The organism is Granulicella sp. S156, from assembly GCF_009766105.1.
Taxonomy (GTDB): domain Bacteria; phylum Acidobacteriota; class Terriglobia; order Terriglobales; family Acidobacteriaceae; genus Granulicella.
In genome coordinates this window covers 436,524-451,226 of sequence record NZ_LMUH01000013.1, presented here as the reverse complement: position 1 = coordinate 451,226, position 14,703 = coordinate 436,524, and the positions used below count along the sequence as shown (strand labels likewise).

Below are 14,703 nucleotides of genomic sequence, written 5' to 3'. Positions count from 1 at the left end.
TTCGAATCTCTTCACCCAACTCGCAACCTGCTCTTCAAGGAGAACGTCATGAACCGCATCGCCTCTACTCTCGCCACCGTCTTCCTCGCCGCCGGCGCACTCCATGCGCAGACCGCACCTGCTCCCGCTATTGCCCCACCCCTACTTCCGCTGGTGACCACCTATCGCTATTGGCCTATTCAGTTCGTGCAGTTTGTCGGCCCCGAGCTTCCGTACTCGATGGTTGAGCTCGATGTCGATCCCGGCGCGGGGAAGCAGCCGCTGCTATATGCCACACTCGTTGATCGCGCCAGCGGCAAACGCATCCACTACACCAGCGACGACGGACTCATCGCCGCAGCTACTGGGCTTGGCGAAGAGGCGCACAAGGCAGCCATCGCCTTCGAGGCCGCCGACACCGAAAACGTAGGCAGCATCTCAACGGTTCGCTTCACCATGGCCGATGGCAAACCTCTGGAGTGGCGCTTCGTACAGGGCTCTGATATCTCCGAGCAAGGCAGCGGCCTCAACCCCTTCCCCGACTCCAAGATTCCGATCTTCGCCTACCGAGAGCAAGGTGCGGTCGCCGGCGAAGGCACTGCTCTCAAGATCGGCGACACCGTCAGCACCGCTGCAGTATGGACGGAGATCAGCCATCCACCGTACTTCGTCGCCTACCGCGGCGCGGAGACGGAGAGTGCACATACGCTGGTCTTCCTGCCAGGCCAGCAAACCTGGACCATCACCTCCGCCCCAGCTGCACTAACCCCTGGCGCTACATGGGAGCTTGACGAGGAGCACGGCAACCATCGCTCTATCCACATCGACAAGGTCGATGGCGCTCATCTCACCATCACCTCCACCGATCGCTTTCAGCCCGGTGTTCACTGCACGCTGGAGGTCACACGAACCGGCGATACGTGGAGCATTGACCATGCACGCTTTTCTTCCGTACGTGACGGTGAGAAGCATGCGTTTACTGTGCAGTTCACAACTCCGCTCTCCGCTGCCACAGACCACACGGAGCTAACGCTGATCGCAGGCAAAAAGAAAGTTATCGCCAACGGCGCACTCTCTTCAGGCGCCGCACCCAGCCACGCTCTTACGCTCAGCTTCTCGAATCCCGCATGGTTGAACGGAAAGAGTATGACCGAAGAAAGCACCGTCGCGAACGGTAAGGTAAGCTTGTCCGCTCATCCATGATTTTTCTATGCGGGCGACCTGTCGAGAGTCACAAAAGTGCCGCCGCACAGAACTGCGGCGGCACTTTTGTGTAGTGGCAAGGTGGAGAACGGAAAATACTATGTGTGGGGTTACCGGTATCACGATGGAGTCAAAGGATTCCATGAAGTGAGCCGGGCAGTCTTCAATTACAGCTTTTCGATCGTGAACGCCAAAATTGTTTTTCTTTCGTTGAATATTTGTAATAATATTCAACAATGCGCGATGCCGAAATTGATCTCAAGCATGGTCAAGGTGATCCATACTTCATTCGGAACCGGAAACAGCTTGCCACGCTCAAAGCCGCCGCACGCCAGGAACTGCTCGACGTACTTTCCTCGATGGGAACCGTTTCTGTGGCAGAGTTAGCAGCCGCGTTGGGTAAGCCAGCCGACAGTTTGTACTATCACTTGCGCATTCTGCAGAAAGCCGGTCTCGTGATCGAAGACGGCACTCGTGAAGAAGCAGGCCACAACGAGCGACTTTACCGTGCTGTCGCTTCGGATCTTCGGCTCGCATACACACCCGGGCCGAAGGGGAATGCAGAAGCGGTTACGCCCATCGTTGACTCTATGCTGCGACTCACATCGCGAGACTTCAAAGCTGCCTTCACAGACGCGACCACCGTGATTGAGGGTCCGCAAAGAGAACTATGGGCAGCACGCACCACCGGCTGGCTTACCGAGCAGCAGGTAGAGGAGCTGAACCAACATATCGCGTCTATGCGGCAGATAACCGTCTCTTCGCCTCCACGCGATGGAGATGAGCGGCTGTATGCGTTGACGATGGTACTTGCGCCACTGAACCGCTAGCGAAGCTGCATTCAAAGCACATCTACCTAATTTATAGAGGTTCCAGCGTATGACACGATCCGGATGTACAAAACTGTTGTTCGCATTTCTCTTGATCCTTGCACTCGTTTCGACTCAAGAGATGACCGTAGCCATAGCTCAAGCTGCGAACGTCGCCATCGGTGATGTTCCCATTGCTCAGCTCAAGTCTCAGATCACCAAAACCTCTCCAGGGCCGCTGCGTGACTTCTTCGCCGGTGTGCTCGCCGCGCGTGAAGGAAGGGATGAGGAGGCCATTCAACTTTTTACGCGGGCATTGCCGTTGCTACGTCGCACAGAACCGGACCGGGCGGCGCTTGCATTGCGCCTGCTTGCGGACGTCTACGACCGGGACGGCCTCTATGCGCGCTCCAAGCCCTTGTACGATGAACTGGCAAAGTCCAACCTTCTGAATAGACTGACCGAGACGGATCGAGAAGGGGCACGGGATGATGCTGAATTGTCGCGGGTTCTAGCCGATTCCCCCGTACAGACCATTACGCGGAACGGACCGGTGCACTTAATCACGAGCCGCGAAAATCCCCTTGGAGTGATTACAACGGAGCTCACCGTGAATGGCGTCCACTCAGAGTGGATTCTTGACACTGGCGCGAACGAGTCCGTCATCAGCCGCAGCCTTGCATCGCAGCTGCATCTTCCAATTCTTCCGGGGGTGGCCCACACTTCGGGCGGTGTTACGGGCATCGAGAATGAGCTGCACGTGGCGCTTTTGCCCAACCTTCCACTGGGCGGCGTCACCGCCCACAACGTCGTTCTACTGGTACTGGATGACGCCAACCTCACCATTCCCAACGGCAACGGGCGCTCCTACCGCATTGCAGGAATCATTGGCTTCCCAGTCCTTCGCGCTCTGGGCCGCATTACTTTCCATCACGACGGTACGCTTGACGCGACGGTAGATGGCGGAAGTGCGTCTGCGGGTTCTCCACTGGAACTACGCTTTTTCAACCCGGTTATAGAGGCCATGGTAGAAGGCGAACTCCTTCCATTCACGCTCGATACCGGAGCTTCTGGGACGAACCTCTCGGTGCGTTTCTTCGATCGTTTCCAAGCAGAAGAGCCGACGTGGAAGAAGGCACAAACAAAGAACTTTAATGCAGGTGGCGAGACGACGTCACAGAGTTATCTTGTGCCGTCTGTCGCTCTTGAGGTTGGAGGCCGTACAGTCACTTTGCACAATCTCGCCGTCGCTCCTGCCGCGCAGCATGCCGACATCGATACGCTCTTCGGAAATGTGGGCGAAGATTTGTTCCAGTCTGTGCAAAGTTTTACCTTCGATTTTCCGAATATGCGCTTCGTAATGGGACCGCCGCTATCTGCCCCTAACGCGACCGGGAAACACTAGTCCCGAGAAATATTCTTATCGTCAGTTGGCCCGGCTCAGCCTTGGTGCGCTAGCGTACGATCTTTGACGTTTGGTGTAGTGACCCCAATCAGGTCAGGGGAAGAAGCAGGGGGCTGAAAGCCCGGTATATCTCGCTAGTGCAGACGAGATATACCGGGCTTTCAGCCCTTGATTTGTTGTGGGGACTCGTACCTGGGGCTACGCCCCAGGCTGGTATATATCGCCCCTTTGGGGCTGTACCCTTGGCACTTTCAGCAACATTGCTCTCCGCTATCTTTCTGTCGTCCTTCTTCTCGGGACAGACACCCGCTGCGTAACATCAGTTACGCAGCGGGGTTCAAGATCAGCCTTGGTTGGGATGAACGACGCGGTAGCTCTCCCCGCCCTTCGACCAGACCAGCAGAAGAACATCCTGCCCCTCCGGAATGGCATGGACACTCGCTACCGCCTGGTTCGCGGAATCGACATCATGCCGGTTCACCTGCACGATCACATCTCCGGGCTGCAAACCGGCATCTTCCGCCGGGCTGCCGGGACGAACGCTTCCAACAGCCGCTCCCTTCACTCCATCAGGAAGGTTAAGCTGCTGCCGCACATCGGACGTCAGGTCTAACATCGCCAGACCAAGTTTGCCGCCCTGCCCTGCAGCTCCGTTGCTGCCGTCCTGGTTTCCGGCAACCTGTTCGTCGGAGTGGAACTCACCCACCGTCAGGTCGACGTTCTGCGAATGACCATTGCGCAGAATACCGAGTTGCACCTTGGTTCCAGGGGCCACATCGGCGATTGCCAGCTGCAGTGCGCTGCCGTTCAGCATCTTCTGCCCATTCAGTTGCGCGATCACATCCCCGTTCTGCAGGCCGGCCCGGCTGGCTGGAGACTCCGGTGTGACCTGCGCTACGATCGCGCCTGACGCGTCGGAGAGATTGAAGAAGTGGGCATTCTCCGGTGTGACATCGTTCATGGTGATACCCAGGTAGCCGTGGTGCACACCACCGGTCTTGATGATCTGGTCGGCGGTTGCCTTCGCGATCTGCGCCGGGATAGCAAATCCGGCACCGGCAAACGAACCGTTATTGGTGATGATGAAGGTGTTGATGCCCACCAGTTCGCCGTGCGAGTTCACCAGCGCACCGCCGGAGTTGCCCGGATTGATCGCTGCATCCGTCTGGATGTAACCGCCCAGCTTGCGCGCGTCGTTCGAGTACGGATTCTGCCGGTCCACCGCGCTCACAATGCCACGCGTCACCGAGAACTGGAAGTAGCCGAAGGGACTGCCGAAGGCGAGCACCGTCTGCCCCGGCTGCAGCCTCGATGAATCGCCCCACGAGATAGCCGGCAGATTATGCGCGTCCACCTTGATGACAGCAAGATCGGTCAGCTTGTCCACGCCAATCACCTTGGCGGTCAGCACGCGGCGATCGTTCAGCGTTACCTTGATCTGCGTAGCTCCATCGACTACGTGATCGTTGGTCACAATATAACCATCCGGTGAGATGATCACACCGCTTCCGATACCGTGCTGCAGCTCAGGCTGCTGCGGAGCCTGCATGTGTCGGCCTCCACCATTGCCATTACCGAAGCCAAAGAACTGCGCGAATCCGGGAGGCAGTCCTTGCGGGTCCTGCCCCTGCAGTTCAGCGGACTGATCCTCGGCTTTCGAGGTTACGGCGACGTTGACCACAGCAGGCGTCACACGAGCAGCAAGCGACTCCATGGCATGATCGAGCGCGGTGAGAGCGGCAACACTGTTGTCATCCAGCGGCGAGGCCGAAATGCCTGCTGCATGAACATTGTTCTCGTGCACGAAGAGCCCTAAACCGAGTACAGCAGCGGCCAAACTAGCGGGTAGAATGAACTTCCTTGATTTAGTAACTAATTGATTAGTTGACATGAACGTGACGCTCCTTCGAGACAGTTGTGTTGGTGGTTAAAGTTGAACGATCAGCCAGCCGTCTCCAAAGGGGACAGCGGCAAACGAAGGGGAAGACTCGGTCGGCATGGCATACACCGCACGAACCGAGGTGAAGCTAAAGTTGTCACCCTGCATGGTCGTGGTTGCAGTCGTCAGCACCATGTGGGGCTGCTGGGGCTCGCTTGCTGCCTGCACCGTATGCAACTCAGCCTGCCGTGGTTTCCTCATCGCTGGCTTTGCCAGCGGGAGCATACGAGGCGTCTTTGCAGCAGGCATAACGGCCTTCAGCAGCGTTGCATGAGGCTGCGCCGCGGTTGGGCGGTACACCACGGGAAACGCCTGAAAAGCAGCAGGACCCATCACCGGAGCAGCAGCTTCTGCAACAGGTGCAGAGACTGCTTCTGTGAAGGAGACCAGGCGAGGAGCTCGCGCCATCTCGACAGCTCCCCCAGCTAATCCGACACTGAGCAAAGCGATCGATATTCTTGCCTGCAGCGGAGACATCTTATGCATCGGACGCAGAAGACTGTGCACGCGCCGGGCGAGTTCCGACTGGCGGCTCCATGCGGACAAAGCAAGCGCGACGGTACGACTGCGCAGGCGATGCTCGGCCAGCCGTGTCAGGCAGTGGGCATAGTCGAACGGTGCTGCTGTCGACGCCACCACACCGGCATCGCACGCTAACTCGCGCTCCAGGCTCAACCGGCGATCCACCCAGAGCAGCGCCGGATTCAGCGGAAACAGGACAAGTCCAATCTTCTGCAGGAGGTTCATCCAGTCGTCATAGCGGCTCAGGTGTTGGCACTCATGCAGGACGATCTGCTGCAGCTCTGGCTGCGTAAGCTTCGCCAGCAGCCACTCCGGAATCAGCAGGCGCGGCGAGAAGAAGCCAATCACGCTGGGAGAGTCCACATCAGCTGATGTGCAGAGCTCTGCGGAACGCTTTCCGCTTTGCAGTAGCGCGAGTATCTCGGGCTCAACAACGACTGGCTTGGCACGCTTCCAGATGCGGCGCAGGCGAATCGCCTGCACTAGAAGTTGGGAGGCACGTGCAAGCATAAGGGTGGCCCAGATTCCTGCGATGGCGAATCCCCACACTGCCCCTAGGTGAATCACAGCAGAAGGCGCATTCGACGGCTGAACAGCCAGCACTCGAAGATGCAGCAGAGGGATAGCGATGACAAGCGCGAAGGCCACCGACCAGATTGCGAACCGAATCGAAGGGCTTCCGCGAAACATACCTCGAAGGCAGATGGCGACCGCCGAAATCAGCACCACCCCTTGCCAAAGGCCAGACACAAACGCTTGCGCCGTAAAACGCGAGAGGTCGAGAAGCAGGTTCATCGCGGGGTGCGGCATACTTATTTCTCCTCCGATTCGGCAGCAGCTTCGGCTTCAGCGATCGCGTCCTTAAGACGCTGCAATTCCTCAGGGGTAATCTCGCCATCCCCCAGCAGCGAGAGCATCAGCTGCTCCCGCGAGTTGCCGAAGAATCGATGCAGCACATGCCGCACCTCCGACCGGCTGGCATCGTGCTCCGCAACGCAGGGACTATACAGAAAAGCGCGTCCCTCCTGTCGATGCTCGACATAGCCCTTCTGCTCCAGGATGCGAACGGTGGTCAGCACGGAGGTGTAGGCAAGCGGCGCACTCTCGGGCATAGCCGAGACCAGGTCGCTGACCAGGGACTCCCCGCGAGCCCACAGAATCCGCATGATGCGGAGTTCGGCTTCCGTCAACGTATTGGAGCGTTTTGGTGGCATAACTTCTAGTACCCCCCGATAACCGGGACGTATGAGTGGGACGTGCAACTAGAAAATTAGTTAGCAGACCTTTTTGGCAGTTTATTAACTGGCACAGCATGAGCGCACGCCTCCGATGAGGCTGCGGGATGGGCCACATATCGCGCGTGGAATTAGTAGGTTGGTGGAGCGACTTCTACTCCCTTCGCCGACCTCGTGGACGTGGAATCGTTAACTCCCCTTAAGCGATGACCTGTCTAGTTTCAGCAGCACTTTCATATGGTGCACGATGCTCGCTGCACGGAGACGGCTAAATTCTGGCGGCAACGCCTCGCCATTCTTACCGGTCATACAGGATTTTTTGCCCTGCTAAAGTTCTTTGGAGAAAATATTTCTACCAAGGAATTTCATGTAAACTATTGAAAGTAATATAGATATTCGTACGTCGTCCCTGTTTTGAGCGATATTCGCCTTGACAGAGTTCTCGGGGGGCTGGAATAGTTTCGTCTCATCATATTCAACCCTTGATTTTGAGAACTACGCATGTGGAGGCTTTGTAATGGCGGCTCACCGAAAGATATCGATAGCGATAAAGCAAACGGTTACACTTCAACTTTTTCTGATGTTTTTCTTCTGCGCGTTGCTAGTGGCCCAAACCGGCACATCGGCGATCTCAGGAAGGATCATTGATCCCAGCGGTGGACTCATCCAGGATGCGCAGGTCACTGTCACGGATGAGGCAACCGGCGTAAAGACGGAGCTTCACTCGAATGGAGATGGGATTTACTCCGCCGAGGCCCTCGGCGTGGGTTTTTATTCGATACGAGTCGCCAAAGGGGGATTTAGCCCCACTATCACGAGCCATATTCATCTCGATCCAGGCGAGCGGCGAACCAACGATGTGACCTTGAAGCTGGGCACGGAGAGTACGAGCGTCAACGTCGATGCCAATGCTCTGCAGGTCAATACGCAAACGGCTGAGAACGGCGGTACGATCAACGAGCAGCAGATCGACAACCTGATGTTGAACGGAAGAGACTTTCAGACGATGGCCCTGGCAATTCCGGGCGTTGCGAGCCCCACGGGCGCTGACCAGTCCACCGTCTCGAACAACATTCTGATCACAGTGAACGGCGCCGGCACGGAGACCTCCACACAGATCCTGGATGGCATCTACAACATGAACTCGGGTTCGCTGAACGGCATCAATGCGAAGCCGATCGTGGACGGCATTAGCGAGTTCACGGTATTGAAGGACAACTACGGCGCTCAGTATGGAATGTCGAGTTCTTCGGTGGTCGTCGTAGTGACGAAGTCCGGCGGCTCGAAGCTGCATGGAAGCGCATGGGAGTACGTACGCAACAATGACTTCGATGCGGATGGCTACTTCGCCAAGACGACTCCGCCGCTGCACCAGAACATCTTCGGCTACTCGCTGGGTGGCCCCGTGGTAATCCCGCATGTATACAACGGGCAGAATAAGACATTCTTCTTCGCCTCGAACCAGTGGTATCGCATCAGCCAGGGCGTGACCTTGAACGGCGCGGTGCTGACCGATGATCAGCGGGCAGGAAACTTCAATGGCAGTGCGAGCCTGCGACTCTGCGGAACGGCGCCCTGTCCCCTGTCCTTAGATTCGGGCAGCGTGGCACTGCTGGCGTCCGAAGGCAAGACGAACTGCATTATCGCTAACACTAATACCGTTAACCCATCCTGCTTCGATCCGGTTGCGGTCGCCATGTTGAACACGTATTTCCCGACGGCGAACAACTCCTCGAACGGCTTTCAGAACTATCTCAATCAAGGGTCGCAACAAACAGATGAGACGGACTACCAGTACCGTATCGACCACCACATCACCGGCAATGAACTATTGACCGGCAGAGTCATCTACGATCGCGAGCTAAGCAATTACCCGTATCAGACCTGGGGCGGTGTTCCGTTCAACACGATCACGGACAATGAGCCGTTCAGCGGAATGAATGCGTTTGTGCGGCTGCAGTCGACCGTCACTCCTAATCTTCTGAACACGTTCACGGTCGCGCAGACTTACGACAAGCTCTCGTTCAGCCTCACCAAGGGCGGCACCATGCCTTCGGGCGTTAGCATCACCCAGGCATTCCCCAACGCGAATGTGCAGAACTACATTCCCACGATCAATATCTCTGGTGGGTATACCAGCCTGAGCGTGACGGAGCAGCCGATCTGGGCATCCGACGGTGAAGGCATGTTGATGGATGACGTGAGCTGGGTCCACGGACGCCACGTTGTTTCAGCCGGCGGTCTCTACATGTTCGGGATCAAGCGCCAGTATGTGTTTACGAATCCGGAAGGGTCTTTCAGCTTTACCGGCAACCATACGAATGATCCGGCTGCGGACTTCCTGCTGGGCCTTGATTCGAACTACTCCCAGGCAAGCACACAGAAGCTCGGAGCCTTCCACTATCGCCAGGGTGAAGCGTATGTGCAGGACATCTGGAAGGCGACAAGTCGCCTGACCCTGTCCGCAGGCATCCGGTGGCAGTACTTCTCCAACGACACCGTGAGCGGCGACCAGGTCACCAGCTTCGATCCCTCGCAGTACAACGCCGCCCAGGCGCCTGTCGTCAACATCGACGGCTCTCTCACGGTGAATGCGGCCAACCAGCCGTTGACCTCCGCGGGCACGGTGGCGAACACGCTCAACGGTCTGGTGTATGCCGGGAAGAACGGCGTGCCCGACGGCTTCTTCACGCCGAAAAAGGATAACTTCGGCCCACGTGTCGGCTTTGCCTACGATGTATTCGGCAACAGCAAGGACGCGATCCGCGGCGGCTATGGAATCGGCTACTCGCGTATCCCGGTCGAGCAGATCTATAACGCCTTCGGCCAGAACCCGCCCTACAATCAGAGCGCGAACATCCTGAACAGCCTGCTGAGCAACGGCACAGCGGGAGGAGTAGCTCAAGCTCCAACCACCCAGACACTGAACAACGTGCCGCTGTCGTTTACGCCAACGGATGTTCAGTCCTACAGCCTGACGCTGGAGCACCAGGTAAAAAGTGACATCATTGCGACGGTCGGTTATGCGGGCAGCGCGTCGCGTCACCTCATGACCTTCCAGGGAGGCTATGATTTCAACTTCCCCCTGCCGGTAACGGCACCGAGCACCACAGGATGTCTGGCTGCACAACAGACAGCCTCCGCATCCTATAACTTCGATCCGTGCATCAACGCATCAAAGGCCTCTTCGGACTACACACGTCCGTATAAGGGCTACAGCACGATGGACAATCAGTATCAACAGGGCACGGCGAACTACAACTCGCTGCAATCGTCGCTCTCCTGGCGCGGACATCCTCTGCAACTGACGGTCGCGTACACCTACAGCAAGACGCTGACGACCGTTGGAGCCCACGGGACTCAGGCCAACTCCGGTCAGAGTGCGCAGGCCCAGAACTCTCGTGACTTTCATCTGGAATATGGACCTCCTTCCTACGACTTCACCAACGATATTTCTATGACCTGGATCTATGACTTGCCAAAGCTTCGCGGTTCGAACTGGGCTGTGAGAAGCGTACTCGGTAACTGGAGCTTTGCCGGACTATTCCTTCACCAGAGCGGCTTTGCCCTGTCGCCGGGCCTCTCTGTCGGAGACGCGGGTCTCGCTATCCGGCCAAACCAGATAGCTCCTTTCAAGAAGGTCGGAAACGTAAAGGAGTGGTTCGATACCACTCGTTACCAGCAGCCGGCTTACGGATTCTTCGGAGATGCGAGCAACGGATCGATCCGTAGCCCCGGCTACACGACGGCAAACGTTTCTCTGAACAAGGCGTTCCCGATCATCCATGACAAGGCACAGTTCCAGCTCAGCGCAGAGGCCTTCAACGTCGCAAACCACACGAACTTCGTCGGTGTAGATACTGGCGTGGGTTCGGGGTCCTACGGACAACTAACGAGTGCGGGCGATCCGAGAATCCTGGAGTTCTCCGGAAAGTTCAAGTTCTAAACAACCCGTGCAGGCGCACGCGCGCAGACTCATGTATCGATCTGGCGCGTGCGCACTACATGATCCGTTTGGGATCATTCGAAGCAAGCAGTGCTAACAGAAACAACGTGGGAGCAACGATATGCGGAGACATTACAAATCTAGACACAAGGCAGCATCGATGCTGCTTAGCAGCTCCATGCTGCTTGCCCTTACCGGCACAGCACTGCCTCAAGGACAGACCTCTTCGACCGATTCCAATCCAGACACCTTACTCAAAGGCTTCCAGAATCCCCCGAGCTCCGCAGCCCCCAGAGTCTGGTGGCATTGGATGAACGGCAACATCACCCAGGAGGGCATCAAACTCGACCTTGAGTGGATGCACCGGTCCCACATCGGCGGCTTCCAGGCCTTCGATGCGGCGTTGTTCACGCCCCAGTATGTGAAAGATCGCCTCGTCTATATGACGCCGCCGTGGAAGGATGCCTTCCGTTATGCAACTACGTTGGCAGATCAACTAGGCATGGAAGAGGGTATCGCCAGTTCTCCAGGTTGGAGTGAAACCGGGGGACCCTGGGTGCCGCCCTCGCAGGCGATGAAGAAGTATGTATGGAGCGAGACCCTGGTGGAAGGCGGTCATCCCTTCAGCGGAAAGTTGGCGTCGCCTCCAACAAACACCGGAGCTTTTCAGAACCTGCCGGTTAACGATGTGATGCCCGGCGACACCCAGCCACCTCAGTTCTATGCCGATAGCACCGTGATCGCTTATAAGCTTCCTGCTACGGACGAAGAGGCGCTGGAACTCAAACCTAAGATCACCACCAGCGGCGGAAACATCGATCCCGCACTTCTCTCCGATGGTGACCTCGTGAAGGGTGTGCAGGTAGAGAAAGCCTCGAATCCCGGAGAGAAAGCGTGGATTCAGTTCGAATACTCGCGGCCGCAAACGATCCGCGCACTCTCTTTCATGATGAACACAGAGCAGACCCAGGTCATGGGCTGGCTGGGCGTGCAGATGAACGGACCCCGCGCGCTCGAAGCAAGCGACGACGGTCAGACCTTCCATGAAGTCATTACGATTCCAATCGATGGCGCGGCCGAGCACACGCTGTCTTTCGCGCCGGTAACAGCTAAATATTTTCGCGTGAGCATTACGACGCCGCAACCACCGCACATCTCGCAGGAGCAACTCGCTGCGTTCGGCGCGAATTTACCGAAGCAGAGCACGACGTTCACCGTCACGGAATTAGTCCTTCACCCCGGCGGGAGAGTGAACCGTTTTGAAGAGAAGGCGGCCTTCGTGCCCATGCCCGATCTCTACAAGTTTGCAACGCCCGATGCAGGTGCAAAGGATGCCATCCACAAAAGCACAGTCGTAGATCTGACGAGCAGAATGAAGCCGGATGGAACGTTGGACTGGACACCGCCCGCAGGACACTGGATGGTCATGCGCATAGGCTATTCCCTGCTTGGGATCACGAATCACCCAGCGACGAAGGAGGCGACAGGTCTCGAGGTCGACAAGCTAAACGCCAACTATGTACGGAACTACATGAATGGCTATCTCGATAGCTACAAGGAAACTGTGGGACCGGATAGGATGGGCTCCCGCGGTATCCGCTATGTGGTTACAGACAGCTGGGAGGCCGGCGCACAAAACTGGACGGACAACATGATCGCGGAGTTTACGAAGCGCCGCGGCTACGATCCTCACCCGTGGCTTCCTGTGCTTGCCGGGCATATCGTCGAAAGTGCGCAGGCTAGCGATCAATTTCTTTGGGATCTTCGCAAGACGATTGCCGATCTGACCGCGGACGAACATTACGGGCAGGTGCAGGCTTCTCTTAAAGAGCGCGGCATCGGCCACTATGGAGAATCTCACGAGAGCGATCGCGCCTTTATCGCCGACGGCATGGAAGTCAAGAAACTCGATGACATTCCGATGAGCGCGATGTGGACGCAAAGACCGGGCGTCAACAAAATCCAATACAACTTCAATGCAGACGATCGTGAATCCGCTTCGGTGGCGCACATCTACGGCCAGAACCTTGCGGCTGCAGAGTCGATGACCGCTGCCGAAGCGCCATGGGGGTGGTCACCGGAGACACTGAAGCCGACTGCCGACCAGGAGTTTTTGAATGGTATTAATCGCTTCGTCATCCACGAATCGGCACACCAACCCCTTATAGATAAAGCCCCAGGCCTTACCCTTGGGCCTTTTGGACAGTGGTTCAACCGCAACGAAACATGGGCTAATAACGCGAGTGTCTGGATCGATTATCTGGCGCGCACCTCTTTCATGCTGCAGCAGGGCCGCTTGTCCGCCGATGTGCTGTACTTCTACGGCGAAGACTCCAACATCACCGCAATATTTCATAACTCAGCTCCGCCAATTCCCGAAGGCTTCAACTTCGACTATGTGAATGCCGACGCGCTCCTCCATGAGTTCAATGCGACGCCAAGCAAGCTCACCAGCAAAGCCGGCATGAGCTATCGGGTATTAGTGCTCGATCCGTATAGCCGGCATATGTCCTTGCCCGTGCTGAAAGCCATCTATCAACTGGTGCAGCAGGGTGCAACAGTAGCCGGCCCGAAACCAACCGATACGCCGAGCCTTGCGGACAATGCCGCAGAATTTCGCCGCTTGAGTAACGAGCTCTTTGGGAACGGAACCGGCACGCATGTCGTGGGCAAAGGAAAAGTGTATGCGGGCGCGACCGGAACAGACGTAACGCAGGCACTCCAGATTGCTCCTGATTTCCGATACACCAATCCAGACCCACAACATCCAGTTCTGTTTGCTCATCGCGAACTCCCCGATGCTGATATCTATTTCGTCGACAATCGAAGCGATCGAGAGACTGCCATCGATGCGAGCTTTCGAGTGGCAGGCAAGGAACCTGAGCTGTGGTACGCGGAGACCGGCAAGGCTCAGCCAACGTCCTACAGCATCGCGGAGGGCCGCACGAACGTACCACTCCACCTGGAACCATGGGGCACAGTGTTCGTTGTGTTCCACAAACCAACCTCACAGATGTCGAGAGTCATTCCAGCAGCTACCGAGACGCAGCTGACGACTCTCGAAGGATCATGGAAGGTCGGATTCCAGCCTGGGCGCGGAGCTCCGGAAAGCATCACGCTGCCGCAGCTTAGTTCGTGGATAGACAGCCACGACAAAGGCGTGAAGTACTTCTCCGGCACCGGCACCTACACCAAGTCTGTTGAGGCTCCCAACGATTGGTTCAAGCAAGGCACGACTCTTTGGTTGGATCTCGGCGACGTGAAGAATCTCGCCGACGTAGAGATCAATGGCAAACCTGCGGGTGTTCTGTGGCATGCTCCATTCCGCGCAGACGTGACGGGGATTTTGAAGCCAGGACACAACGAGGTCACGATTAAGGTGACGAACCTGTGGGTGAACCGCCTGATTGGAGACCAGCAGCCTGACGCGACGAAGAAGTACACCTTTGCTGACGTGACGCCCTACAAGGCCGATTCGCCATTGCTGCCCTCTGGGCTTCTAGGGCCAGTGCGCATACTTCAGCGCAGTGAATAAACGCGCAGCAGTATAGGCATACGCTTCCCGTCAGTCACACGCGACCACGGGAAGCCTATACCGTTACTAATTGCGCGCAGCGCGAACCCTGACGCTTCAACGTCAGGGAGACGGAGGGTAAGGGAGGCAA

General features: G+C 57.0%; 8 protein-coding genes. 5 read left to right on the top strand and 3 right to left on the bottom strand.

What is annotated here, in order from left to right; all coding sequences use genetic code 11:
• The first annotated feature begins 48 nt into the window (after positions 1–48).
• From GSQ91_RS11735 to GSQ91_RS11725, 3 genes are all read left to right on the top strand, one after another.
• Positions 49–1,182 carry a hypothetical protein gene (locus tag GSQ91_RS11735; RefSeq protein ID WP_158821730.1) on the top strand — a complete coding sequence of 378 codons (1,134 nt, stop codon included), beginning with the start codon at positions 49–51 and terminating at the stop codon, positions 1,180–1,182.
• A 236-nt stretch (positions 1,183–1,418) separates the two neighbouring features.
• Entirely contained in the window at positions 1,419–2,012 is a 594-nt protein-coding gene (locus tag GSQ91_RS11730) for a helix-turn-helix domain-containing protein (RefSeq protein WP_158821729.1), read from the top strand.
• A 76-nt stretch (positions 2,013–2,088) separates the two neighbouring features.
• Complete coding sequence (locus GSQ91_RS11725; RefSeq protein ID WP_158821728.1) at positions 2,089–3,396, top strand: aspartyl protease family protein; 1,308 nt, start codon at positions 2,089–2,091, stop codon at positions 3,394–3,396.
• Positions 3,397–3,739: 343 nt separating this feature from the next.
• On the opposite strand, the gene GSQ91_RS11720 is transcribed toward GSQ91_RS11725, so the two are convergent.
• The 3 genes from GSQ91_RS11720 to GSQ91_RS11710 are packed head-to-tail and all read right to left on the bottom strand — an operon-like array spanning position 3,740 to position 7,071.
• Entirely contained in the window at positions 3,740–5,287 is a 1,548-nt protein-coding gene (locus GSQ91_RS11720; protein ID WP_158821727.1) for a trypsin-like peptidase domain-containing protein, read from the bottom strand.
• Between the two features lie 36 nt (positions 5,288–5,323).
• A complete protein-coding gene (locus GSQ91_RS11715; protein WP_158821726.1) occupies positions 5,324–6,667 on the bottom strand; it encodes a M56 family metallopeptidase in 1,344 nt (447 codons plus the stop codon).
• Positions 6,668–6,669: 2 nt separating this feature from the next.
• Complete coding sequence (locus tag GSQ91_RS11710) at positions 6,670–7,071, bottom strand: BlaI/MecI/CopY family transcriptional regulator (RefSeq protein ID WP_158821725.1); 402 nt, start codon at positions 7,069–7,071, stop codon at positions 6,670–6,672.
• Between the two features lie 538 nt (positions 7,072–7,609).
• Between GSQ91_RS11710 and GSQ91_RS11705 the strand changes: the two genes are divergently transcribed.
• Both GSQ91_RS11705 and GSQ91_RS11700 read left to right on the top strand, forming a co-directional pair.
• Complete coding sequence (locus GSQ91_RS11705; RefSeq protein ID WP_254064516.1) at positions 7,610–11,038, top strand: carboxypeptidase regulatory-like domain-containing protein; 3,429 nt, start codon at positions 7,610–7,612, stop codon at positions 11,036–11,038.
• 160 nt (positions 11,039–11,198) lie between these two features.
• A complete protein-coding gene (locus GSQ91_RS11700; RefSeq protein WP_158821724.1) occupies positions 11,199–14,573 on the top strand; it encodes a glycosyl hydrolase in 3,375 nt (1,124 codons plus the stop codon).
• Positions 14,574–14,703 lie beyond the last annotated feature (130 nt).

Excerpts from the sequence above, each read along its gene's own strand:
- GSQ91_RS11720 (WP_158821727.1), bottom strand. The coding sequence starts at position 5,287 with ATGTCAACTAATCAATTAGTTACTAAATCAAGGAAGTTCATTCTACCC.
- GSQ91_RS11730 (WP_158821729.1), top strand. The coding sequence starts at position 1,419 with ATGCGCGATGCCGAAATTGATCTCAAGCATGGTCAAGGTGATCCATAC.
- GSQ91_RS11700 (WP_158821724.1), top strand. The coding sequence starts at position 11,199 with ATGCTGCTTAGCAGCTCCATGCTGCTTGCCCTTACCGGCACAGCACTG.
- GSQ91_RS11735 (WP_158821730.1), top strand. The coding sequence starts at position 49 with ATGAACCGCATCGCCTCTACTCTCGCCACCGTCTTCCTCGCCGCCGGC.
- GSQ91_RS11715 (WP_158821726.1), bottom strand. The coding sequence starts at position 6,667 with ATGCCGCACCCCGCGATGAACCTGCTTCTCGACCTCTCGCGTTTTACG.
- GSQ91_RS11705 (WP_254064516.1), top strand. The coding sequence starts at position 7,610 with ATGGCGGCTCACCGAAAGATATCGATAGCGATAAAGCAAACGGTTACA.
- GSQ91_RS11710 (WP_158821725.1), bottom strand. The coding sequence starts at position 7,071 with ATGCCACCAAAACGCTCCAATACGTTGACGGAAGCCGAACTCCGCATC.